The organism is Streptomyces tropicalis (assembly GCF_029269835.1).
Classification (GTDB): Bacteria; Actinomycetota; Actinomycetes; order Streptomycetales; family Streptomycetaceae; genus Streptomyces; species Streptomyces tropicalis.
In genome coordinates, this window is the sequence record NZ_JARJBB010000007.1 from 41,125 (window position 1) to 62,935 (window position 21,811).

The following is a 21,811-nucleotide window of genomic DNA, read 5'->3' on the forward strand; positions in this document are numbered from 1 at the left end:
CCCGAGCGCCGGACGGGAGGTATTCGGTGCGGTCCTCCGCTCCGACGGCGGCTCCCAGCCACGAGGCATGCCCATGCGCCGGCCTTTGCGGGCTGAGCGGACCCGTGGCAGCCGGATGGGCCGTGGCTGTTCGGTCGGCGGAATGAAGGACCGGCAAGTCCCGCGGGCCGCCAAGGGGAGCAACGGCAGCACGGCCTTGCCCCACCGCGCCGACGTGGCCGACTACTCCCGGGCACTGCGGGTCCCGGTGAGGAGCGGCCACACGAGCAGCACGGCGCGGCCAGCCACGGTCGCCGCCCAGAGATCCCGGTCTCTCCGTACGTCCAGCACCGGCCAGTTACCGGAAGAGCGGTGACAGTTCTGTTCACGCACCCGTGGCAGCGCGACTCGCAGCACCCGGAACAGTAGGCACACGGGGACCAGGCTGACGCCCCAAGCCAGTAGGGGCGCCCGGTTCTGCATGAGGAACTGGATCAGGGCGGCCACGGCCCAGATCGCCAGGACGACCGCAGCGAAAGGCTCGGCGAAACCGCCCAGCCAGTCGCTGTCCCTGGACTTCATGTCCCCAGCCCGTACACGGCGTTGTCGGCGAGGAGCAACAGCCGTGCCTGGTCCGCTGACTCCTCCAGACCCCGGCGCAGCACCTGGGCGGCCAGCGGGATCCGGACCCGGTCGTGGGTCTCACGCGCGTAGAGAGGGGTGTGGTTGAGGAGTCTGCCCACGGCACGGCGGGAGAGCGGGCGGCCTCCCGCGAGCACGCTGTCGACCGTGGTGAGTGCGGTGGCGGCGTCCTCCGCTCCCGACGGATGCACACCGGCAAGGGTGAGCACCTGCACGAGGGCAAAGCCGTGGGTCCGCAGCGGCTCCAGCGCGGAGGTGCCGCCCGCCACCAGGCAGTCCGCCATCTCAGGGGTGTGGGAGTGCTCCTTGAGGAAGTGCACCACCTGAGTGCTGTGCTCCCCGCACAGCAGCGGAAAAAGCCCCCCGCCGTGCGCGGCTAGGGCCTCGAAGGTTCCCGCGCTGCGGTTCTCCGCCCGGGCCAGGGGCGCCATGTGGTCCGCACGCAGCTCCAGGGCCGCCACTCGCACAGGCGGCAGCTTCGCCATGGCCGTCAGCAGCAGCACCCGGTCGAAGACAGGCATCGGCGCCAGCGCCGCGTGCAGCGCCGCGGAGCCGTACCTCTTCACCAGGCCGATCACGTGAGGGCCGCCCCTCAGGGCCAGGTGCGTCTCGGCGACCTTGGCGTAGACCTCGTTGTCGAGTTCCAGCGCAGCGAGGGACTGCAGCTCGGAGGGCTGAAGGTCGGAGACCAGAGCCCCGATGAGAACCAGCTTGGCCATCTGCTCCGGAGTGGCCTCGGGGAAGGCCCGCCGGACCAGGGACACCACGTGGAGGGGCTGCCCCGATGCCTGGGCGATCCGACCGTCGCGGACGGGGTCCGAGGACTTCGCCAGGCGGTCGACGTCGTCCGGGGTGAGCTGGTCGGGCAGATGTTCCAGCAGCGGCATCAGCTCACGCACGGAGGCCGGGCGGGCCTGGGACAGGCTGCGGGCCAGCACCGGACGGCGCCCCAGCACCTCACAGGCCGCGTTCAGTCGTTTGGCGTCCACCTCGACGAACTCCGCGGCGGACTCAGCCGCCAGCCCCAGCGCGCCGGCCAGCCGGAGCGCCGCCACCGGATACCACAGCGCGGCGGCGCCGCTCCTGCGGTAGTGCGGCAGCCGGTCAGGCCATTCGGCGAGCAGCCCGGGAAGGTCGGCGCCCTCACGAACCGCGGCCCGCACCATCTCCGCGAGCTCTCGGTGGTTCTCGGGCAGTTCCCACGAGCCCTCGCTGTACAGGTCCGCCACCTGCGCCGCGTGGAGGCCGACCTCCTGGGCGAACCGGCGCGTCGCACGCAGGGTCTCGGCGTTGAGCGGCCCGCCGAGCCATTCGGCCAGTACCTGGAGGTCACCGTCGGCCAGCTCAGCAAGTTCGGCGAGCTCGTCTGCGGTCCAGCGCCCTTCGGCGAGAGGCAGCAGTAGCTGCAGGTCGCCGAAGGAGTCCCACCAGGCACGCAGCAGGTCCTGGTCGACGCGGTGGGCATCGGCCCACACCCGCTGGTCGACCTTGAGGAGTTCCCGGGTCACCAGATGCACCTTGCTCTCGGTGACACCCACCCGGCGCAGCAGCTCGGGCAGCCGACCGACGTCGTAGCCGACCTCGCCGGCGCGGTTGACGATGCCGGGCGTCGCGGTTCCCCACACCCGCAGGTGCTTGTCGGAGGTCCGATCCTTGTCGAGCAGCCGCACGGCCTCGGATGGAACGAGGTACTGGGCGTCCTCCGCCGAGGGCAGGGCACGGCAGAAGTCCACCCGGTCGATCAGGGCGAGCACCCAGTCCCGGACGTCCGCTGCAGTCTTGCCCCCGGAGGGCGCCGCCGCCAGGGCGTCGGCCAGGGTCCGGGCCAGCACCGGACCGGCGTCGTGGAGCACCGAGGCCGCGCGGCCGATCACGTCCTGCGCGTGGAAGGCGCGCAGGGTGGCGACATCGGCGTCGGCAAGTACCAGGTCGAGCAGGAACGGCCGGAGCTCGGGCGCGAGGGTGATCGCCTCGGCAACGGCGGCAAGCTGTCCGCATGCACGGCGCAGGTGGAGCCCCTCGGTCGCCAGCACCTGGCACAGCTCGTCCCAGTCGGGGGCGAGGACGTCCAGCCAGCCGGAAAGACCCATCAGTGCCGGGATGGCGGTGCCCACCTGCCGGTCGCCCACGGTACGGACCACATCGGAGACCACCGGCCCGACCAGCGGGAGCGCCGACAGCAGATGACGGGCGTCGGCCAGGTTACGCAGGTGCTCCTCGACCCGGGAGGTGCCGAGGGTCCTGCGCCGGGCGGCCAGATCGGCCGCGGTGAGCACCAGGATGTCGGGGCGCCGGTGCAGCTTGTCCTTAAAGATGTCGTGCGTCGAGGTGATGAACTTGGACGGCACCTCGGGATCTGTCGCGCGGGCTGCGAACGCCACGGGGAACGCCTGCCGCGCAGCGGACTTGCCCGCAGTGCTGTTGGGGTAGACCTCCTTGCGGACCATGCTGAGGTCGATGTCGTACACGAAGGGCAGTTCCTGCCACCTCACCGGCAACGTGGTGCCATCGGAGGCGGACTGCACGGCGAAGGTCACCTCCGCGTCGGGGACCAACTGATGGATCCGGCACGCCGCGCGGGCCCTCGGCCCGAGGGAGTCCTGGGAAACGCTCACCAGATACACGTCCGGGGCGGTGCCGGTCTCCTCCTGACACAGCTCCACCACCCGCTCGAGGAGGTCGGCCGGCCCGTCCTCGGTCAGCACCCAGCCGGAGGTGCCGAGCAGCCCCGCCAGGTCGCCGGTGATGTCCCGACTGCCGATGCGCGCAATTCCCAGAACGGGATTTCGCCGTTCCAGAAGCGCGGCAAGCCGAATCGCCTCCGGGTTGACCGACTGTCGTTCGGGCAGACTCACGGGCGTGCCCTGCAGGACCTGTCGGCCTCGCAACCCGCGGTGGTTCCCGTGCTTGTCGAGCCCTAGATCGTACGACGTCACCTCGACGAGGATCCAGGTGTCGATCTCGGCCGTGTGCGCGGCCGTGACGTTCTTCGGCTGGATCAGCCGCACCGGGATGTTGCCCGGCAGCACGGCGCGGTACACGACGCCGTCGGACTCGGATCTGGACCTGACCCTGGCCCGGTATACCCCGCCCGTCAGGCTCCGCAGGTACTTCTCGTCGTACCGGGCGTGGAGCGCCGCGCCCGCGTCGTAGACGACGACGGCCGCGCTCCCGGCGATCTCTGCGACGGCGTCCGCTCCGCGCTGTTCCCGGACCGCGTCGGTGAGGACGGCAGCGGACATTGCGCGGTGCGCGAAGGGGTTGATCCGGAATCCCGCCGACCTCAGGTACGCCTGGAGGTGCTCGTCTCCGGTGACGGCCTGCCAGGTGGCGGGCGGCCGGCCGGAGCCGAGCCACCCGGCCAGTGCCCAGAGGGCACGGAACTGATAGCGCCTCAGTGCCTCTGGGTCAGCGGGCGGTTCCTCGTCGCCGAGCAGTCCCCTCGTCCACTCGGAGGCGTTGGCCCAGGCGGGTCTGATCCCCCGCTGGGGCGCGTAACCGTGCCGGGAGAACCCGGTCAGCCGCAGTGAGCCGTTGTCGACGATCAGATGGTCCGGGGAGAGCTCCACGGGGAACAACCCCCGCTCGGCCGCCTCCTCCAGCAGGGCTCCCAACGGCGCGATGAGCTCCAGGGCCTGGGTCGGCGACGTCCGCAGGCCCAGCGCCATCTTGTGGGCGAGGCTGTCGTCCTCCTGCCGGGTGGCGTCGGTCTCGATGGCGTCGCCGGTGGCCCAGGTGGTGATGTACCGGGTCCCCTGGCCGGTGCTCGCGGGCAGCACGTCGAGCAGTACAGGGACGACGAGCTGGCTGGTCCCCATCAAAATGCGCACCGCGATGTCGAGGCTGTCCTGGTCCTGCGGTGTGGCGGAGCGCAGCGCGCCGAGAGCGCTGTCGTCGGACGCCTTGACCATCCGGACCTGAGCGGGCTCGCCCACCGGACGGATCATGCGCTCTACGGGGTCCCAGCCCCGGCCGGAGCGCCCGGCCAGCTCGGCGTCGGCGCCGGCTGTCATCCGCGCCCCCTCGGCTTCCGGGGCGTAGAAGGTCCCGGTCGGGCCTTCGTCCGCCGGCACGTCTATGCCGTCTGTGTCGTCCGTGTCCCAGAAGAAGTCCGGTTCCAGGGACGTGTTGTTCAAATCGGTCATCGGGAGAGCACCTCAGTGGCGGCGAAGGCGTTGACAGCGGCGAGTTCCCGGCGGAACGCCTGAGCGGTGATGCGGTACGTGGCTTCCTCACCGAGACAGGTCGCAATCAGCCGGATGAGCGCAGGGTGCACACTTCGCCGGGCGAGATCGGAGGCGATCTCCCTGATCTTGACGTCCCGCCCGGGCGGCTCCTGCGTCAGGGCGAAGACCAGGGTCGCCGCGAGGGAGTACATGTCGAATCTGTCGGTCAGTTTCTCGTCCGCGCGGGGCGGGGCGAAGGCGTCCGTCGCGGCCTCGACCTCGGGCGGATCCCCCTTCGACACCCGCTGCGCCGCGCCGTGATCGATGATGGTGAAGCGGCGCGGATGGCCGGAGACCAGGATGTTTCCCGGCTTGAGGTCGGAGTGGGCCCAGTAGTGGCGCTTGCTCCCCGGGACGTGCATCGCCTCCAGTCCGGCGGACACTTGGTCGGCCAGGGCCACGGCCTCGGCCGAGTCCAGCGGGCCCTCCGAGTCCACCAACTCCTCCAGCGTGCGCGACGTGCGGTCCGCCTCCCCCACGAACTGCATCACCAGGAACGACTCGTGGTTGATGTCCGGCGTGCTGTATCCGGGCGGCACCAGGGCGCCGTGCTTCCTGCGGGTCGGCGACACCTCACTCACCAACTCGACCACGGCAGGCACCGATTGGGTACGGTGCGAGAGCTCCAGCTGGATCTCCACAGACCGCCAGAACGCGTGCTCGCGGTCCTCCCTGGTCTTCTGGGCGATGGCGGGCTCGAGCTCGTCGTCCCGCCACCACGCGCCCTTCACCACCACCAGTCCGTCGGACCAGGTGTCCTCGCAGAGTTCCGCGTATCCCTGCCCGCCGGCCGACAGACTCTGCACCCACCGGTAGCGGCCCTCGGAACCGTACGTGTCGGGCACACAGGCGAACTTGCGCCCGCCGAACTGATCTATCTTCTCGCGCTCGCGCACGGTGCTTCACTCCTTTGGTCGGTGAGGGGGCGCGTTGGGAACGGTGCGTCAGCCGTGCGCGACGCGCAGGCGGACCTGGATCTGCCCGTCGAGGATGGAAATGCGCTGGCCAGTCCAGGGCACGTGGGAGTCGCGGGCCATGGGTTCGCCGTCGAGGCAGACGCCGTTGACCGAGGTGTCGAGCAGCGACACCGTGCCTTCCTCCGTGAAGCGGATGACCATGTGTCGCCGGCTGACGTCCCAGGCCTCCTCGCCCAGGTCCGACGAGATGTTCAGGCCGAGTTCCCCCTTGGGGAGGGTCTCGCGTGCGGTGGGCAGCCGCCCCAGGACGACCCGCCCCGGCGGGACCGTCTCGGTGTGCACGCGACGGCCGCGGATGTCTATTTCCAGGTGCAGAAACCGGGAGACCATGGCGTGGTCAGGTGCGGAAGCGGGCGCCGGAATCGGGGCGGACGCCTGCCACGACGGAACGGGCGCACCAGTCGGCTCTCCGATGCCGTCGGACGTGCCCCAGCCGATGGTGTCCGGCGGGGAAGGCGCGAACATCGGCTGCGGCACGTCCGCCACCGCAGCGCGGGGCGGAACGCTTGCCGCCGAAGAATCCGTCGTTGGCCCGGCACGGACCGCCCCGAGCTCACCACTGAGGGGGAGTCCGTCCAGCGGCGGAAGCCTCAGCAGCTCTTCCGAACCCTCGGTGGCACGGGCCTGCTGGCGCTGCGACTTCTGGTTCTTCCACCGCTTGACGGGCTCGTTGCGTCGCCCGATACGCACCACCTTGACCGAGCACTTGGGGCAGAGCAGGTCGCCGGTGCGGCCGAGAGGACGCATCGGGAACACGGCGAGCTTGTCCTTGCGGCCGAGCGGGCACGTCGGGTTGGTGCACCGGTAGTCGTATTCCAGATCCTCGTCGGTGAGGTTGTTCGCCTTGATGAGGTCGTCGTTGGCACCACGTCGGACGCTGCTGTCGCTGATGTCGGAAAGCCGACGCGGGATCAGACTTACTTTCACCTGATTCCCGACCAGCTTGGCCTGCGGCTCCCACAGCCGGTCGGTGGTTCCGTTCAGCCAGTCGTGGGCACCCTCACCGCGCTTGCCACGGAAGTTGTCCTTGCTGATCACGACGGCGCGCAAGGTCTTGGCGTCACGCAGCAGCGGATCGTCCGCCTCGGCGGCCTCACGGATCTCCTGGGCGGCGACCAGGTGGCGGTAGAGCTCACGGTCCGCTTCGCTGAAGCGACGGATCAGCGAGGAGTCGGCCCAGCCACGGATCCTCGCGCTCTTGCCCCACTTGTTCCGCGCCGCCTCGCGCACCGCGAGGTACCGTTCGAGGACCGCCTCCCGCCGCTCCTTCACCGGGGGCGGAGGCGGTAGATCGGCCGCCCTGGCGAGCTGGATGTCCGTTGTCTGCCACCCGCGGTGGTCACGACATACGTTGCTCACGTCGATCAGTACGTGCACGCCGGTCACTTGCCTTTCGGGTGGTCGGCCGCGCGGTTGCGGGGTGCACGGGCCTTCGTCTCGCCGAGGACATCGGCGACCGCGGTTCTTGCGCGCGCGGCACGCGCGCGGGTGGCGGACTGCACGTCGACGGCGTGGTTTCCCTCGCTCAACGCCTCCAGGGCGTTCTGGAATTCGTGCGCCAGATCCGTCATGCCCCGTTTGCGGGCACGGGTGGCGCCCTCCTCGTAGATCCTGGCCTCCTGCCCGGTGGGCATCTGCGAGACCTTCAGGTCGACCTCGTCGACGAGCCGTGCTCCCTCGACCAGCCGGGCGAGCATCGGGTCGTGCTGCAGATAGACGGAGTTGGCGTCGTTCGGTACGACCTGGATCCTCACGTCCTCGGCCGAGGCACCGTCAAACTGTTCTTTTTCTCCGGCTATCAGGATCACGCCGTCCGCCTTGACGATCTGCCGCGACGGCTGCGGCGTGGCCGGGGCGATGAGCTCCACGACGAAGGCCGGGCGCCAGCGGTTTCCGCCGAACGCCCCCAGCGGCAGGGTCACCAGGGTGCTCCCGTTCCGTCCGGGCGTGACGCAGCCGGACAGCATCCGCTCCTGCGGATGGGTCCGCAACACGGCGCCCACCCGCCATGCAGGGTGCACCGACACACGGATGCGGCCGCCCTGCACATACGACTCACGGCCCCACTGGACCAGTTCACGGCACATCCGCTGGAAATCCGCCGCGTCGTTGCTGGTCGCGGTGGCGTGCGCGGTCTGCCCGGTGTCGCCGACCAGGCTGCTGAGCAGCGAGTCCCGCGACTCCTCACCGATCCCGAGAGCGTCGATGTGGATTCCCTCGGTGGCGAGCCGGCTTCCCAGCTCGGCCAGTTCCTCTGGCAACGCCCCGTCGGTGGGCTCCCCGTCCGTGAACAGCAGAATCCTGCGGATGCCCCGATGAGGGCGCAGCTCCGTGGCGCACGCCAGGAGCGCGGCCTCGAAGTTGGTAGCGCCGCCCACCTGCGCCTCGACGGCAAGATCCGGCCGTGCCGCCAGCTCGCCCGCCGTGCCTCGGTAGACGACGTGCGCCCGGGTGGCGAACCGGACGACTGTGACAACGGCGTCCTTGTCCAGAGCGCCTGCGGCCGCGGCCATGCCCCGCTTCATCATGTGTCGCCGAGGCGGCTCCCCCGGGGCGAAGGGCTTGTCCATGGAGCCCGACTCGTCCAGGGCGAAGGCCACCGCGGCCACCGTGGGTTTCGGGGGCTTGGGCATGCGGGGCGGGCCGACCGAGATGAACACCGATCCACCGGCCGCGACCATGGACCTGTCAACGCTGCAGAGCATCCTCACCGGGAGCCCTCCCCTTCCTCTGCTCGTTCCACGTCACGGTCCGGGGACAGGGCGGCGGTCGCCGCCCCGGGCTCCTCGCGCCCGGAGGCCTCGTCGATGGCGGAGTCGACGGACTCCATGCCGGCACCGTGGTCTTCTGCGTCGTCGTCACCGGTCGTGCCATCGTCTTCGCCGTCGACGTCCCGGTCGGCGTCCTCTTCGTCGTTGCCGAAGTCCTCGTCGTCTTCGAAGTCCTCGTTTTCGAAGTCCTCTTCTTCGACCTTGCGGTCAGCGTCCCGGTCTCCACCGTCGTCGTGGAGGTCCCCACCGTCGTCGAGGTCCCCGTCGTCGTCGAAGTCGTCCTCTTCGCCATCGAAGTCGTCCTCTTCGCCGTCAACGTCCTGCTCGACGTCCTCGCCGCGCGGGACGTGTCCGCTGTCTTCCGGGCCGGTCTCGCCATCGCCTCCGAACGCTTCGGTGCCCTCTGGGGCTGATCCGTCGAACTCCGCGAGGAGGTGCCCATCACCGTCGTATCGGGCTTCGGCCTTCCCCTGCCGCCGGGAGCGCGCCCGGGTCACGGATGCCTCGGGGAATTCCACGACCAGGACAGTCGCGTTGTCGCGTCCGCCCAGGGACTCCGAGCGCATGGCCAGCAGTATCGCCAGATGCTGCGGGCTCACAGCCTGCGCCATCGTCTCCTCGAGAGCCGCGGCGAACAGCCAGTCGTCAAACCCCAGACCCACAAAGCCATGTTCAGAGTCCCCACCCGAGTGGCCGGTGGTGACACAGGCGCCGTCACTGAGCAGGACCAGCCAGGATCCGGACCGCAGTTCGGGCCACACGACGTGCGGCCGGCCCTGCACTCCGTTGTCATTGAGGTACGACGTCACCACGGATGCCTCGCCCGGCCTGGGCGATATGCCGTCGTTGAAGTCCTCGAACACGGCGCTGCCCTCTCCGCCGAGCCGCACCGCCCGGCCGGTGCCCGGAAGCAGCGCGTAGGCGCGGGCGTCACCGACGAACGCCAGGGTCACCTGCTCCGGCTCTCCGGGCACGACACTGCACAGCACCCCGACCGTCGCGGCGTCAGCGTAAGTCTGCGCCTCCGCCTCATTCTCGGCCAGACCCTCGCCCAGTCCCCTGAGGATCTCCAGCGGATCATGGAAACCCCGGGACCAGTCCCGCTTGATGAACTCGAGGGCACGCCGCGCGGCCCAACCGCCGCCACCGTCACCACGACCCGTGACGCCGTCGAGAACGGCGGCCGCCAGACCCCCGCCCGACAACTTGAAGAAGCCGCTCGCGTCTTCGTTGTCCTCGTGCCCACGCCCGCGCGCCTTCGACCAGCCGGTCGTAGTCGCCAGCCCCACCCGGCCTACCCGCAGGCGGTCGTACGTGGCGGGTCTCCCGTCGTGTCGGGCGACCTCGGGCACGACAGTGACGATGAGATGTGCCAGTTCCTGCGGCGTCGTGACGGCGAGTTCGGGAGCGAGAGCCGCCCGGACAACCGCTTCCACGCCCTGCGGCCAGGCGCCCCCACACACACCGGCCACGGCCAGGCGCGTGGCGTCGTGATCCTCACCCTCGCGATGGGCTGCACGGCGGAAGGTCTCCCTTCCGATGTGCCGGATCCAGCCGACGTCGTTGTCTGCATCTACGTCTTGCGGACGCCGTCCAGTTTGCAGGGCATCGAGTTGCGAGGCCAGCCAAGCCGTTACACCCACATCAAAGCCTTCATCGCCGATCACAGCGAGCCTGCCTGGCGTGTTGTCCACATGCTTCCTCGGGTCATACATAGGGAACCGCCAGCCCGGCGCCCTCTGGTGGGCTGCTGGTGACGGGGCGTCACAGGGGGGAGAACGTACGTCTGGCTCGGCCCGGCATGGACACGGGCAGCTGACCGCACATTCATGGAGATCATATGGATGATACGTGAAGTTGTCACGTACAATCCAATCTTGGGATACGCAGGTCATTCGGGTAGGCGTGATCCTCGCCGGCCGCCCGCGCGCGGCGAGGCGGCCTGGGACTTGGAGCAGGGTCTTGCACAGCCACGTACCGTTCGAACCCGTAGCCATCGCCGATCGCTACGAACTGACCGAGCATCTGGGCGCCGGCGGCATGGGTGAAGTGTGGGCGGGTTTCGACCGCGCGCTGAACCGCAGGGTCGCCGTCAAGCTCCTCAAGAGCAGCGCGTTCGACGGCGGCCTCAACGCGCTTCATGAGCGGTTCCTCCGAGAGGCGCAGCTCTTGGCGCGGATCGGCCATCCCGCCATCCCCGCTGTGCACGATGTGGGCACCCACTCGGGCCACGCCTACATGATCATGCAGCTGATCCACGGCACAACCCTGTTGCAGTTCATGGAAGATGAGGGACGCCCCAGTGGGACACGCATCGTTCAGTTCGCCGTGCAGATCTGCGAGGCGCTCTCGGCCGCACATCGGGAAGCCGTGGTGCACCGCGATCTGAAGCCGGAGAATTTGATGATCGACGCCGACGACAAGATCTGGCTGCTGGACTTCGGTGTCGCCGCCTCACTCGCCCCCTCCGACCCCCGACTCACGTCGATCGGGATGGCGAGCCCCGGCACCGCCCAGTACGCATCGCCCGAGCAGCACCTTGGCCAGTACGAGATCACCGGCGCCAGCGATCTGTACTCACTGGGCTGCGTCCTCCACGAACTGATCGCAGGGGAGCCACTGTTCATCGGTACGACCGCACGGTCCGTGGGTGCGCACCACATCCAGACCGACCCGACTCCCCTGCGAGAACTGCGTCCCGGCACGCCCGCTGCGCTGGAACGGCTTGTCCTGGCGCTGCTGGCGAAGCAGCCCGAAGAACGCCCGGCCTCCGCCACCGACGTGAAGGCCGCGCTGGAGGCAATCCTCCTGGAAAACGGAGACGACCTCGCCAGCGGGGAGGAGCAGCAAACCGCGCCCCTGCAGCCGCAGCTTCCCCTGTACAACGTGGCGGCACCTACAGTGCACGTCGGCGTTGACGCGGATGTCGTACCCACGCTGCCGCAGTTGGCCGCCGAGGAACTCTCCGCCCTCAGAGTCTTCGCGCTGACGGCCTACCTCGACGGCCACTTCGCACTGGCCCTGCCCAAGCTGCAGCAACTGGTGCAGTACGCCGGCATCGAACTGGGCCCCGATTCCGCCGAGTCCATCGATCTCGGACTGGTGTTGGCGGACATCTGGACCGCGCTGAACGAACTCGACGAGGCAGAAGCCTGTCTGCGCGAGCTGCGTGAAAACTGCCCCTGCAGCGCGGGCGAGGGCATGCCGCACGAGAATCAGAGCGCCGACCGTCTGCGCCACCTGGACATCGAGCACATGCTCGGTCAGATCCTGCACGCTCAGGGCAACCCGGAAAGCCTGCCGCTGCTGGCGGGTACTCACGCCTCGCTGCTTTCCATGCATGGGCCAAACGCCCCGGAAGTCCGCTCCCTCCGCACCCTGATGGACAGCTCGGCGGCGGTTTGAGCGCCCTCGCCGCCCAGCTCGCCCATGAAACCGCGGAAGACCGTCCCGGGCAGTTCGATCCCGCTCCCATCCACGCCAAGATCTCCGTCGCCTTCCGCGCCGGAGACCGTTTCCTCTGCCCCCCATCGCCTCAACACACCGACAGGGGGCGATGCCCGAAGCCTGGCGGCACCTCTTGCAGGATCTCGAGACATGGAACAGTGCCGACAAACCGGCCCAGGTCAGAACGGGCAGGCAGAAGCGGGAACGGCTTGCGCGGCTTGATCGACATCATTAACGTACCGACCAACATGAGACAGATCCGGTGAAGAACCTGTGGTTTTTCGGGATGCCGGCCAACTGACCTCACATCAGGACGACTCGCCGAGTGGGCGCAGCGAGTGGCTCAGCCGGGGAGTGTGCACGATGAGGGTTACGGGGGCGGTCGTCGATGTCTCCAACGTCTGCTGGTCGGACGCGCTGCCACCGGTGGGCCGGCATTTCCCGCTGATCGAGCGGGTGTTCTTGGTGCGCGAGGCCTGGCGCCGCCAGTTCGGCGAGCACACGTCGATGACCCTGGTCGCGGACGGCTCCCTGCGCCGGCAGCTTTCTCCCACCGACCAGCTGCGGCTTCGGCAGCTGGAACGTGATGGTGATGTGCAGTTCGCGCCGATGGCAGACCCGGTGCTGCTAACCCTTGCCGAGGAACGGGGGCTGCACGTCATCAGCCGCGATCAGTTCACCGATCTGCGGCGCGCCTTCCCTTGGATCGAGCGGTCCCCCGGCCGTTTCCTGACCTGGAGCACCGACGGCGGCACGGTCCGCCTCATGCCGAGCGGCATCCGCTCCGTCTCCCCGCAGGCCGTCTCGCGGGCCCTGGAGGGCAAGGCCTTGAAGTTCGAGCAGCACCTCGACCACCGCGACGCCGCTCACAGGAAGATTCTGGGCCATCACTGGCGCTGCGAGAACCGGCGGTGCCTCAAGGCACTCTACTGGCCCGACCGACTGCACGACTGGCCGCTGCTTGGCCGCCGCGGGGTTCCGATCTGCGGCGGCTGTCGGGACGAGGTCCGGCAGCTGGGCGTTCGCACCCGACCCCGCTCCTTCGTCGTGGCGGACCTGCGCACCGGCGAGGAGTACCTGCGTTTCCCCGTCGGCGAGGGCGACGCCCTTGAGGTAGGCCGCGGCGCGCTACCGCACGGCATCAACCTGGGTTCGGACGAGGTGAACACGCCCTCTGAGGTCAACCGGGTGAGCCGCCGCCATCTGATGCTCAGTGTGGAGAGCGGCTCCGTAAATTCCCAGGTGACCGCCGTCGACCTCGACTCGGCCAACGGAACGGTACTGGAGCGCGGCATCACCTCCCGGCGTCTGAAGCCTGGAGAGCGGATCGCCTTCCGAGAGAAGGACCGACTGGTGCTGGGCGGTGCGGTCACCCTTCGATTGTCTGGGCAGCAGCACTTCTCCGACGAACAGCAGGCGCTGCCCCGACTGGGCACCGCAGGCGGCGGACAGACCAGGCTGCTGACACCGGTCGATATTGAGGCGTTGGAGATCTGACTGGCGTGCCGTCGGACTGGGGCGGTGTCCGACCCGGCTCAGCGCGGCGCGGCCGGTTTGCGTGTCATGGACGGCCTCGCACCGTGATGAGGGCAGGCTTGCGGACTGCTGGGCGCCGGTACGTACCTCGGCGCCCCGGACATCGAAACGACGAAGCCACCCGGCTCGTACTGGGTGACGCCACCCCGCTTCCGGCACGACCTGTGCCCGCTGTCTGCCGCCTTCGACTTCATCGTGCGCGGCCGCCACGAACTTCGAGACCAGGAGGACAACGTCGCCGGGGACGGAGCGCTCCATGGATAGAGACCTCACGGCGCGCCGGACGGAGGCCGAACAGTCCGCCACCCATGCAGCCGACTACTGCGCCCTCACCCACCCCGACGGTCGCGCATCCACAGGAGAGGTGGCCGGGGTTCTGCGCGCGTGGCCTGCTAGCTGAGGTGGAGTGTGCTCAGTGCCGTGGTCCAGTCGGTGGCGATCGCCTGCTGCGCCTGGACCAGGGTGATCTTCCCGGAGCAGAGGGCGGTGTGCAGCTTCGTCTCCACCGGATCCTTCTTGTTGTTCACCCCGGCGCCCTTCTTATGGCCCGGGTCGGCCGGCTCCACCCACAGGTTGCGGGGATCGTTGGGGTCGCCGCCAAGCTGCAGACTGATCAGATGGTCGTACTCAGCATCCCCCATACGGCCGGTGAAACCGTACGACGCAGCGTTCAGCCGCTTCTCCTTGCCCGTCACATAGGCAGAGGGACGCACGCCGGAGGTATACCCCCCCTTGCGGCAGACCGTCGACTTCAGATTCGCCTGCGTCACCGCCGGAGAGATCGCGCCAGGAGTGCACGTGCGATCCTCCAGCGGCTCCCCGTGCTCATACCGGTAGTGGCAACTGCCCGCGGCCGGCTGCTGCTGCACCGTGTACGTCTTCTGCGGACCCGCACCCACCGCGATCGCCCGCGACCCACCCGGCGCACCCGCCCCAGACCCTCCCGACCCTCCAGCACCGGACGACGAGGGACCCGAAGAGCCCAGCGGAACCGACGAGCAACCCGCCAACAACAGACAGGCAAACAGAGCCGACGGCACCGCACGACAGATGGAACGCATAACGACCCCTCACGGGCAGGTGATATCTGCACAGATGCTGCCCTACCAGCAAGGACATACACCGGCCGGGTCCCCACCCGTGGAGCACAAGGGGGCTGGCGGCGCGCTTCTACAAGGCGGGGACACTACCCGGGGGTGTCGGGATCGACCACCACTCGGAAGCGTTCGGCAACGACGAGAGTGGCATCGTCAATGACGGGCGTGCGACCCAGGAACTCGCTCACGCCATCGCTACGGAAGAACTCTTCGTGGGCCTTCCGCCACTGGGCAACGTCGGCGTAGCCGCGCCCCTCGGCTCGAGCGAAGTCGTCGTCGATCTCCTTCATGGGAACGACCCGTACGTCGACGAGCTCGATCGTGACGGCTGAATAACCCTCGGAATCGAGCACCGAGAACCGCTGACCGGTCTGCGGCACCGTCTCTCCGGCGTGCTCGTAGATCTCCAGGAGGCCCGTGAGCGCGGTCTTCTGACCGCTCAGGATCGCCGCCACACCACGGTCACGTTCAGGACCGGGAAAGGCAAGTTCAAGAGCAGGAAGGTCCTGATGTCCCATCTGGAGATGGTACGAAGCCCGATCGCCTTGATCAACAGACACCGCACTGCTGGCCATCGAACTCGCAGCAAGCGCTCTCCGCGACACGCGGAGGGGATGTTCCCTATGCGGTGCCGGGGCCGTCGAGGAAGCGAAGCAGCACGGCGGCCTCTGCGCGGAGCCGGGCGGCTCGGTCAGCGTGTGCGGGCGCAGTCAACTGCGCTGCAGCCTCCAGTCGCTCGGCGGCCTCGGCGCGCACGACATCCACCACACTGGGCTCGCTCAGCTCACGCCGAGCCGCTTCGGTCACGCCGACACCAACGGGCGACTGCTCGAGAGCCAAGCCGTGGAGCTCCGCTTCACCCACGGGTACTGCCTCAGCGTTGTCCAGTGCAGCGAGTGTTGCGCGCAGGGCGCTCATCGCGGCTTTGTCGCGGGCGCGGATCGCTTCTGGCAGTGCTTGACGCAAACGGAGACGTAAGGACATGCCGGTGACCTTATGGCGGCGGCCCGGGACCCACAACGCGATATTGGTGCAGGATCAGGCTTACCGCCGGCTGAGGCTCTGCACCCCCGACACCGGTCGGGAGGTCAGACGGGAGTGTGCTGAGGCACCCAGGGCTCCAGGCGTATTCATGTCCCGGTCGGTGCGGGCTACTCCTGCCAGGCAGCGGCACTCTGGTCGAAGTCCTCCTTGTAGGTGCGGCGTTGGGTGAGGTCGGATTCGGTCAGTTGCGGGTGTACCGGCGGTTGCTGCGGGGCGGCCCAGAGTTGGATCAGGTGGCGTTCGCCGCGGTCGCCGACGCCGGGCTCAAGGTTTGTGGTGTGGCAGTACAGGCGCATCCGGATCCACGCCGGCACGTGGTCGGTGGGCAGTCGGAGCGGGCCGTCCTCGGGTTCTGCCTCTTCGAATTCGCCGCTGCCGAGGAGGTAGATGACGGGGGTGTCTTCGGTGGCGTGCAGACTCATCTCTTCCGGGGGTCCCCAGGCCGGGTCGGTCTGGGGCGGGGGCGGCTCGTTGTGGGTCTGGACGGTGATGGTGATGGTGCCGGTATCGGTGTCGGTGATGATGTGCGCAGTGTCGCTGCCGATGGGCCCGCACCGCCAGCCGTAGGGCCACTCGGGCGGCCACTCGTAGTCCTCGCCGAGGGCGAGGAGGTAGCCGTGCTCGCCGGTCTCCGGCGTCAGGGTGGTCTCAGTGATGATCACGGTGGTCTCCTCACGCGGAAGGGGCACCCCCGGCTGGCGGGGGTGCCCCATGGTGCCGTACGGCCCGGCGTGTCAGGGTTGTCAGGCGACGACGTAGAACGGGTCGTTGTCCATGACGTGCATCGGCCGGCGCCAGTTCGTGATCCGGGCACCCTGGGTATTGTTCTCGTTCGGGCTCACCCATGTCGTCTCACGCTGCGAGGCGGGGAGCTTCTTGCCGCCCTCGTAGGTTGAGGCGAACGGGTACTCATCACAGTAGGTGCGCCCGGCTCGCTTCATGTCCGGCGGCGCCGTGCGGCCCCCGCAGACTGCCCTGCGGTTGTCGTTCTTCTTCTTGGTGTTGATCATCCAGTGCAGGGGCTTGCCGCCGTTCGGGTCGCCGTAGTGGCCGCCGCGGGCACGGAGCTTGCGGATCCCGTCATCGATCCACGGGATACCCACCATCGACACGGCGGTGGGCGCGTCGGTCATGGCGCAGCCGGAGGTGCCGTAGTAGTTGTCACACCGCCAGGTCGCCGACTTGTAGCCCGTCGAGCCGGAGGTGTAACCCGGTTTGGTGAAGCTGAAGACGTACCGGGTCTGGGTCTTGCTGTTGATACGTCCCTTGCGCATGGCCCCGGTCGTGTAGGTGACGCTGCCGCTGGAGCCCGTGTCGAGCAGATGCGGCCCGTAGTGCGTCTTGGCGCTGGTGCCGTTCCCGGCCGTGGCGGTGACGTTGACGGTGATGCCCTTGCCCTCACCGGTGGTACGGGCCTTGGAGAGCTGGAACTTCTCGCTCCAGTTCGCCGATTTCGACTGCAGCGTCATCGAGTGGCGGGCGGTGAACGTGGCCGTGCCGACCTGTCGCGGCACGCCGTTGATGACGCGGACGACGTTGACGCGGACGGTGGCCCACTCGCATTCGCTGAACCGGTTGATCGAGATCGTGTCGACCCTGCAGGTGGCGTTCGCCGCCGGAGCCCCGGCCACCGCCCCCGCGGCGGTGGCCGGTGAGGCCGTCTGCACGGCCACCGGCGCGATGTCGGCCTGGATCACCGCCGAGCCGGCCGGCGGCTCCACGGCCGCCTGCGAGGCCGCGGCCGCCGGGACAAGCAGTCCGGCCGCCACGGCGGAAATGGTGAGACTCCTGACGATGTGTTTTCGCAAGACGTGTCTCCCTGAGTCGGTGGCGCGAGAAAAGCACAAGCAACTGCGTGCCTTTCGCACCGCGTGGGCCGCATCCAAGCACGGCCCTCCGACCAGAGGCATCCCACTTACGACAGTCCAGGACTTACTGTCCGGAGTTTCGGCCACACTGCCCCGCGTGACCACTGACCTCACCAACGACATCGCTTCAGGTGCGCGACACACAAAGCACGCCAGCCGCATGCGCGGCCAGGCCGCTCGCGTCAGCGGATACGCCGCGCGCACCACGCGCGCTCGACGCGTCCCGCGAACGCTCCGCAAGACGGCAGCCCGCTCCAGGAACAACCCCGGGGCGTCGCGACCGTATGAGCAGGCCCAAGCCCCGAGATCAGGGAATCCGTACACGCCAAGCACACCCCGAGTGGAAGTTGTCTCAACTACGACTCACTCCAAAGGGCACCTCTCCTGCAAACAGGTACTCCTGTACCAGTGCTGAACCAGGTGCACTGACTCCCTCCCGGCAGCCTGCCAATGCGGAGCGCCGGCAGCGCCGGAGGGTGGCGGCACCCAGCCGAACCCACTGCATCCGTACGGACGTCGGAGCGCAGAAGGAGCTGCTGTTCGGTGCAGGTGGCAGCAACACCTCCTCGCGAGCCTGGCCAGACCGTGGTCGAGGCCGCCTGCCTCCACCCTCCGGGACAGCGACCATCAAGGCCTCGTAGTCCACCAACAGCACCTGGGCTCCGGCCGTGTTCTGGCGGTGAGGCGGCGTCGCCCGGCGCAGACCCGGCGGCTTCCTCCGCGACGCGACGGGCGGCGGGCGCGTCCTCCGGGACAAACGCCTCCAGCTATCTCCAGGCTGATCACTCGGCGCCTCAGCACCTCTTGCACCTCTCAGCCAGTGCCGTCCGCGCTCCCTCCATCTCGGCTCCAAGATCCTCAACCCGTAGCGCCGTGGCCTTCTGCGACTCAAACACCGCCGCATCGATGGCATCCGCCCCCCAGGGGTCTCGGTCAGCAACGGACCTAGATATTCGTGCCAGCTGCCATCTCATGCCGGACCAGTGGAATCCGCACGCGGGATCGACGCCCGGCCGCCGGCGGCGGACTGGGTCATCGAGCAAGGGCAAGCGGGCCCGCCCGCTCACCCGGGAACAGGCGCTGCGGCACTGGCCGAGGGTGTGCCTGCGTGCCCGCACTGCCGGGCCGACTCCCGGCTCGGCTACCCGGACGGATGACGCCGGGGACGTGGCGCTCAGGCGGTCTTCGGCTTCCGCCCGCTCGCCTTCTTCGCCGTGGCCTTCTTGGCAGCCGTCTTTTTCGTGGCCTTCTTCGCCGCGGGCTTCTTCTTCGGCATCTCGTGAACCTCGGCGTCTTCCCCGCGGGCCGCGCGCGCCTGGGCCACGGACTCGTTCAACGCGGCCATCAGGTCCAGCACCTTCCCCGGCTCCTCGACAGGCTCCGGCGCCTGGGGCAGCGGCTGCTCGGCACGCTTGGCGTCGATGATCTCCTCCAGCGCCTCGGTGTAGGCGTCGGCGAAGTCGGGGCCCTCCAACGTGTCGCAGCTCATCGTGTCCATCAGCGCCAGCGCGCCCTCGATCTCGGACTCATCGATGTCGACGGCCGGCGGGGCCGCCTCGGCCCAGTCGCGGATCTCGTCGGGCCAGCGCATCAGCTGCAGTACCAGGACATCGCCGCGGACGCGCAGGATGCCGAGGCGCTCGCGGCCGTGCCACGCCCACTTCGCGACGGCGACCTTGGCGGAGCGGCCCAGGGCCTGGCGCAACAGCTTGTAGGGCTTGGCGGCGACCTGGCCGTCCGGGGCGAGGTAGTAGCCCTCGCCGATCCGGATCGGGTCGATCGAATCCAGCGGCACGAACGCTTCGATCTCGATCGCCTTCGCCGTGGGCAGCGGCAGCGCGCGGAGTTCCGCGTCGCTGATGGGGATGACCTGCGTCTTCGAGTATTCGTAGCCCTTGCCGATCTCCGCCTGGGAGACCTCCCGGTCCTCCAGCTCGCAGACCTTCCGGACGCGGACGCGGCCCATGTCCTTCAGGTGGTACTGGTGAAACCTGATGCTGTGGTCCTCGGTCGCCGACTCCACGTGCACGGGCACGGTGACCAGGCCGAACGACACGGCGCCGGCCCAGATGGCTCGGGGCATGGCTAGACCTCCGCGACGGCCCCGAGCACGCTCAGCCTATGAGCGGCCCGCCGGGGCCGCACGCGAGACGGCCACCACGGCACCCCCGTCGTACATGGCCCTGCCCGGCCGGCGCCGGCGTCCCTGCGGGTGATGTGCGGAGCGTCGTCTCCGCGCCGGCGGCGGGGGCCGTCAGGTGGGCGCCAGCAGGTCTTCGCTTTCCCCGACGACCAGCTCCAGGTGCCGTCGCAGGAGGCGCACGGCCCGCGCCTTGCTGTTCTTGGCGTGGGGGATGACCGTGCCGGTCAGGACGCGGTAGCTGCGCGTGCACTCGCTGCGGATCCACATGATCTCGTAGGCCTCCACGACGTCGACCAGGAACGCGGTCCGGTGGAGATGCCCGTGGGGTCGTAGGAGAAGACGGCCGAGCCTTTGGTGGCGGAGCGGACCCACGCACGAGTCCTCACGGGCGGATCCTGAGGCCGTCCAGGGTGAGGTCGAGCAGGCGCTCCGCTTGCTGTCGGTGTTCAGCACCTGCCGAGGTGAGGGCGATGCCTTCCAGGGCGGCGCCAATGTCGGAGGGCTGGATATCAGTGCGGATCGCCCCGGCGGCCATGCAAGCGTCCATGAGTGAGGTGATGGCGGCCTGGATCATTTCCCGGCTGTGACCAAAAGGATTGCTTCCCGTCGCAGCGATGGCGCGCAGGGCGTCGATCATGCCGTACTTGGCGGTGACGTAGTCCAGGTATAGGCGTGTCCACGTGCGCAGGGCCTCGTCGGGCGACTTCCGCGCGAGCAGAGCAGGGGCGGCATCGCACAGGTGGGCCACCTCGTTGCGGTAGACCGCCTCGATCAGTGCCTCCCGGGTCGGGAAGTTCCGGTAGAGGGTGCCGGAGCCTACGCCCGCTTCCTTGGCGATGCGCTCGAGGTGCGCGTCCAGCCCCTCTTCCGCAAAGACACGCACGGCCGCGGAGAGGATCTTGTCCCGATTGCGCCGCGCGTCGGCCCGCAACGGCCGTCCGGTGCCTGTGGTCACGTGGAGCTCTTTCGTCGACGAGTTGCTAAGCGGCGGCGCCTCCACTTACAGTCGAACGGAAAGCGGCGGCGCCTCCACTTCCGAGTGTAGAGCAGGCACCCCGCCGTCCGCATGGCGTGGACACACCCACCCTGAGGAGAAAACAATGAGCTCCCCGCTCGAAGGCAAGGTCACTGTGGTCACCGGCGGCGCGTCCGGCGTCGGCCTGGGCATCGCCCAGGAATTCGTAGCCCAGGGCGCCCACGTGGTCATCACCGACCTGCAACAGGACCCGCTGGACCAAGCGGTCGCCACGATCGGCCCGAACTGTTCGGGCATCGTGGCCGACGTCACCAAGCTCGCAGACATGGAGGCGGCGTACCAGGAGGTCATCGCCCGACACGGACACCTCGACGCGGTCATAGCCAACGCCGGCATCGGCGCACACGCCCCGCTCGGCCAGATCACCGAGGAACAGTTCGACCGGACCTTCGACGTCAACGCCAAGGGCGTCCTGTTCACCATCCAGCCGGCGATCCCCCTGCTGCCGTCCGGCGGCACGATCGTCATCATCGGGTCGACCGCGTCCATCCAGTCCCCCTACGGCATGGGCCTGTACGGCGGCTCCAAAGCCGCAGTACGCGCCTTCATTCGCTCCTGGATCCAGGACATCAAGGGCACCGGCATCCGCATGAACGTCCTCAGCCCCGGCGCCGTCGACACCGAGTCCCTGCGCCACGCCCTCGGCATGGCGCAGGGCGCCGACCAGGTCGACGCCGCCGTCAAGCGCATGGGCGAGGGCAACCCCACCGGTCGGATCGCCGACCCCCGCGAGATGGGCAAGGCCGCAGCCTTCCTCTCCAGCGACGCCTCCAGCTTCATCACCGGCATCGAACTCTTCGTCGACGGCGGCATGGCACAGGTCTGACGACACGCCACGCAGCCCGGCTGCCGCTCGATGGGCTGCCGGTATGAACCGCGTCAACGTCCCTCAGACTGCTGCAGCCCGAGCGTGATCGATCTCAGCGCCAGCCACAGGTTCGATTGATCCCCGGAGCCGAACTCCCGCAGCAGCGCCGCGGGGACCGCGACCGTCCTCCGCACCTGGAAGCCCTGACCGGCGGCACCGGGTGGGCGGCTGCACGAG

17 protein-coding genes are annotated in these 21,811 nt (G+C 68.9%); 3 read left to right on the plus strand and 14 right to left on the minus strand.

The window, feature by feature from the left end; genetic code table 11:
* Positions 1-222 precede the first annotated feature (222 nt).
* From P3H78_RS15700 to P3H78_RS15725, 6 genes are read right to left on the minus strand one after another with little or no spacing between them, the layout of a single operon-like run.
* On the minus strand, positions 223-561 hold the full coding sequence (locus P3H78_RS15700) for a hypothetical protein (protein ID WP_276109604.1): 339 nt from the start codon (positions 559-561) through the stop codon (positions 223-225).
* On the minus strand, positions 558-4,766 hold the full coding sequence (locus P3H78_RS15705; RefSeq protein ID WP_276109605.1) for a hypothetical protein: 4,209 nt from the start codon (positions 4,764-4,766) through the stop codon (positions 558-560). Before P3H78_RS15705 ends, P3H78_RS15700 begins: the two co-directional genes overlap by 4 nt.
* The gene (locus P3H78_RS15710) at positions 4,763-5,743 is read right to left on the minus strand and encodes a protein kinase domain-containing protein (protein ID WP_276109606.1); all 981 of its coding nucleotides are present in this window, start codon (positions 5,741-5,743) and stop codon (positions 4,763-4,765) included. Before P3H78_RS15710 ends, P3H78_RS15705 begins: the two co-directional genes overlap by 4 nt.
* Before the next feature lie 48 nt (positions 5,744-5,791).
* Positions 5,792-7,201, minus strand: a complete 1,410-nt coding sequence (locus P3H78_RS15715) for an FHA domain-containing protein (protein ID WP_276109607.1) — start codon at positions 7,199-7,201, stop codon at positions 5,792-5,794.
* A 5-nt stretch (positions 7,202-7,206) separates the two neighbouring features.
* Positions 7,207-8,529, minus strand: coding sequence for a VWA domain-containing protein (locus P3H78_RS15720; RefSeq protein ID WP_276109608.1), 1,323 nt, complete (start codon positions 8,527-8,529; stop codon positions 7,207-7,209).
* A 2-nt stretch (positions 8,530-8,531) separates the two neighbouring features.
* A complete protein-coding gene (locus tag P3H78_RS15725; RefSeq protein WP_276109609.1) occupies positions 8,532-10,289 on the minus strand; it encodes a hypothetical protein in 1,758 nt (585 codons plus the stop codon).
* 268 nt (positions 10,290-10,557) lie between these two features.
* Here P3H78_RS15725 and P3H78_RS15730 point away from each other — a divergent pair, with 268 nt between their 5' ends.
* Positions 10,558-12,000: a serine/threonine-protein kinase gene (locus P3H78_RS15730; protein ID WP_276109610.1), complete on the plus strand. Its 1,443-nt coding sequence runs from the start codon at positions 10,558-10,560 to the stop codon at positions 11,998-12,000.
* A gap of 405 nt (positions 12,001-12,405) precedes the next feature.
* Complete coding sequence (locus P3H78_RS15735; RefSeq protein ID WP_276109611.1) at positions 12,406-13,539, plus strand: FHA domain-containing protein; 1,134 nt, start codon at positions 12,406-12,408, stop codon at positions 13,537-13,539.
* 431 nt (positions 13,540-13,970) lie between these two features.
* Here the strand turns inward: P3H78_RS15735 and P3H78_RS33520 are convergent, their stop codons facing one another.
* The 8 genes from P3H78_RS33520 to P3H78_RS15775 form a co-directional block, all read right to left on the minus strand.
* Positions 13,971-14,291, minus strand: coding sequence for a hypothetical protein (locus P3H78_RS33520; protein ID WP_438827974.1), 321 nt, complete (start codon positions 14,289-14,291; stop codon positions 13,971-13,973).
* Positions 14,292-14,764: 473 nt separating this feature from the next.
* A complete protein-coding gene (locus P3H78_RS15745) occupies positions 14,765-15,193 on the minus strand; it encodes an ASCH domain-containing protein (protein ID WP_276109613.1) in 429 nt (142 codons plus the stop codon).
* 103 nt (positions 15,194-15,296) lie between these two features.
* Entirely contained in the window at positions 15,297-15,617 is a 321-nt protein-coding gene (locus P3H78_RS15750) for a hypothetical protein (protein WP_276109851.1), read from the minus strand.
* Positions 15,618-15,826: 209 nt separating this feature from the next.
* Positions 15,827-16,381, minus strand: coding sequence for a hypothetical protein (locus P3H78_RS15755; RefSeq protein WP_276109614.1), 555 nt, complete (start codon positions 16,379-16,381; stop codon positions 15,827-15,829).
* Positions 16,382-16,462: 81 nt separating this feature from the next.
* Positions 16,463-17,488: a NucA/NucB deoxyribonuclease domain-containing protein gene (locus tag P3H78_RS15760; protein ID WP_276109615.1), complete on the minus strand. Its 1,026-nt coding sequence runs from the start codon at positions 17,486-17,488 to the stop codon at positions 16,463-16,465.
* 1,273 nt (positions 17,489-18,761) lie between these two features.
* Positions 18,762-19,670, minus strand: coding sequence for a non-homologous end joining protein Ku (ku, locus tag P3H78_RS15765; protein WP_276109616.1), 909 nt, complete (start codon positions 19,668-19,670; stop codon positions 18,762-18,764).
* 171 nt (positions 19,671-19,841) lie between these two features.
* The gene (locus tag P3H78_RS15770; RefSeq protein WP_276109617.1) at positions 19,842-20,102 is read right to left on the minus strand and encodes a hypothetical protein; all 261 of its coding nucleotides are present in this window, start codon (positions 20,100-20,102) and stop codon (positions 19,842-19,844) included.
* Positions 20,103-20,112: 10 nt separating this feature from the next.
* A complete protein-coding gene (locus P3H78_RS15775) occupies positions 20,113-20,685 on the minus strand; it encodes a TetR/AcrR family transcriptional regulator (RefSeq protein ID WP_276109618.1) in 573 nt (190 codons plus the stop codon).
* A 145-nt stretch (positions 20,686-20,830) separates the two neighbouring features.
* Between P3H78_RS15775 and P3H78_RS15780 the strand changes: the two genes are divergently transcribed.
* Entirely contained in the window at positions 20,831-21,592 is a 762-nt protein-coding gene (locus P3H78_RS15780; RefSeq protein ID WP_276109619.1) for an SDR family NAD(P)-dependent oxidoreductase, read from the plus strand.
* The last annotated feature ends 219 nt before the right edge of the window (positions 21,593-21,811 follow it).